General features: G+C 59.3%; 3 protein-coding genes. 1 reads left to right on the forward strand and 2 read right to left on the reverse strand.

Going from position 1 to position 2,274, the window contains the following annotated elements; translation table 11 throughout:
- Positions 1-446: 446 nt before the first annotated feature.
- Positions 447-656 (reverse strand): hypothetical protein, encoded by a 210-nt coding sequence (locus WD006_RS29290; protein ID WP_008642736.1) that lies wholly within the window; start codon positions 654-656, stop codon positions 447-449.
- Between the two features lie 199 nt (positions 657-855).
- Positions 856-1,272 carry a copper resistance protein CopE gene (locus tag WD006_RS29295; RefSeq protein WP_223277382.1) on the reverse strand — a complete coding sequence of 139 codons (417 nt, stop codon included), beginning with the start codon at positions 1,270-1,272 and terminating at the stop codon, positions 856-858.
- Between the two features lie 391 nt (positions 1,273-1,663).
- Between WD006_RS29295 and WD006_RS29300 the strand changes: the two genes are divergently transcribed.
- Positions 1,664-2,125, forward strand: a complete 462-nt coding sequence (locus WD006_RS29300; protein ID WP_011229397.1) for a CzcE family metal-binding protein — start codon at positions 1,664-1,666, stop codon at positions 2,123-2,125.
- The last annotated feature ends 149 nt before the right edge of the window (positions 2,126-2,274 follow it).

The following is a 2,274-nucleotide window of genomic DNA, read 5'->3' on the forward strand; positions in this document are numbered from 1 at the left end:
AGAGGTAGAGGCACTCGGGATCGTCCTGAAGCCATTGGTCGGCCAACATCAGCTCCGCAACAGGGTTGGCTGCACGCAGGTCAACGAGGACCAGGTGGCGGCACAACCTGTCCAACAGTTTGAGAAAGCGCAACCGGGCGGCCGTGTCGGCGGCCCCTGCCGGTCACAGCTCGTAGCTCGGCGTTCGTAGCGATACCTGTCGATAGGTCGATGCTGTGCCAGTCCCCAGTCCCCAGTCGTCTGGAGGATCGTTTCGCAAAAAAAAGAGCGGTTGCCCAGATCGAAGCAACCGCTAAGGGTTCCACCGGGGGAACGGCAGATTTCAAGGATATCGGACCCAGCGATGCGAAGACGAGGGCCAGTGGAGGAGTGGGCCGATATCGTGTCCTGTGTTCGTACAAGTCAGACGCCGCGAGGCTGGCATCTTCGCTGCATTCCTGGATGGGCTATTTCGCGATGTCTTCTCCCACGCGATGCTCAATCGTTGCACCACCGCCGTACACATCGAAGTCCGCGGCTTTGGCGCCGTCCGTGTACGGATCCCTCGGTCGATGAATCTGTCCACGCTCAGCATTGCGCGCGGTTTCTGCAATGGCGCTGCCGATACCGATGATCGAGACCATGAGAGCGAACAGGGCCGCAGTGGTGCGTTTCATGAGTTGCCTCCTGTTGAGTTCTATTCAATATGATCCGGTCCCCCTTTGGACAAGGATCGTCTGCGCGTGTGCCGGAACGCAATGGGCACGACGGTCGGGGGCGCGATACGCCCTAGCAATTCGACAATGTCAGTCTAGTCCGGCCAACCGAACCTACAGATGACCCTCCCATTACAACTGCAGAAAGCTTTGGGGTGAACTAGGTCTCGTTGCGAGGAGCTGCAAATCGGCGGCGATCTTCAGCGATTACCCATTTCGCGAGCGCGGAGTCGGACAACTGTGTCGCACACAGGCCGTACCACTGGCGAATGGCATCCGCCCAGATTCTTCTCTCGGCGGCTAGCGACGCGAGGTAGAACTGGAGCTCCGCCGGCAATCGGGCAGGATGCCCGTCTTTGCTGCCGATCGTCAATTCATCCAGAGCTCGCTGCAGGCCTTCGCGTCTGTGCGCCCACCACGCGTCTTTGCCGCGCTCCGCCAGCAAACACTGCAAATGGGCTCGCAGGGCGACGACCTTGGACCAGGTGACGACAGGCAGTTCGTCGTTGCTGCTACGTAGCCAGCTCGACAGCGCGTCGACGTCAGGTTCTCCCGCACTTCCGAGGAGGCCTGGCATGTATGAAGCCATCGGCGAGACGGCGTCCTGGAGCAGTTCACGGCTAACGGCCGATGGCAGGGACCGCAGCCACTCGATAAGAGCGTAAGGCGGTGACAGGGAAATTGGGGTGGGGCAAGCCATAAGCATGTTGAAGCAGCAAAAAAAGGTTCTCGTCCTTCGGTCTGAGATGGGCATCGCATCGGTGCCACTAGCCCGTCGGAACAGGTCACGATGCATCGTGACGCGAGGCTTTGGCGTAAGCGTCTGGAAGGCTAACGCAACGCTGACAATCTCGGTTGCGCTATTCGCGGAGCTTTCCGAGTTGTAACGGGTGGGTAAGGTGTTCGTATGGGCTGGATGGCTAACATCGTTGGCAAGGGTTAGGCCCGAAACTTATAAGGAGAACATCATGACATCTCAAAAGCCCTCGATCGCGTCGTTCATGCTCGGCGTCGCCGCACTTCTCGCAACCTCCGTTGCATGGAGCGCTGACAAACTCGAATCCACCAACCCAGCCGGGTGGTCACAGCAGGCCCAGATTCAAGTGGCTGCACAGCATGATCATGGCGCCAGAGCCGGTCTCTCTTCGTTGTCCGCTATCAAGCCCGGTCCGGAGGCTTCCCTGTTCGGCAGCGAGGCGCCGGCGGGAAGCACCTCGCGCGTCGTCGACGTTGCGCCGGGCCTGAAGTATGTGAATGTCGATTCGGGCGAGACCGTAACGTTCAAGAGTGGGGCGAGCGAGATCACTTTCGCTTTTGCGCAGTTGGACCGTAACAAGGCCGTTGCCCTCAACGTGCTCTTCCCGGAATTGCCTGGTGGCCAGGGCGTCTGGGTGTACATCGAGCAGAGCGAACTCTACATCGGCGGTTGACCCGGCGACAGTGCCAACAGCGCACCTGTCTGTTTTGTCATGTTCCGGTCAGGCTGGGGTCGGCAACCGTCACGTAAGCTGTATATCAACGGTTCGCTGAACCCAACCTCTTGGAGATTGCGATGAAAACGCTGAAGAAGAGTGTCCTG

It is taken from the genome of Cupriavidus sp. Met-2 (assembly GCF_049843575.1).
GTDB classification, from domain to species: Bacteria; Pseudomonadota; Gammaproteobacteria; order Burkholderiales; family Burkholderiaceae; genus Cupriavidus; species Cupriavidus metallidurans.

Coding starts and splice junctions, on each gene's coding strand:
- WD006_RS29290 (WP_008642736.1), bottom strand. CDS start 656: ATGAAACGCACCACTGCGGCCCTGTTCGCTCTCATGGTCTCGATCATC.
- WD006_RS29295 (WP_223277382.1), bottom strand. CDS start 1,272: ATGCCAGGCCTCCTCGGAAGTGCGGGAGAACCTGACGTCGACGCGCTG.
- WD006_RS29300 (WP_011229397.1), top strand. CDS start 1,664: ATGACATCTCAAAAGCCCTCGATCGCGTCGTTCATGCTCGGCGTCGCC.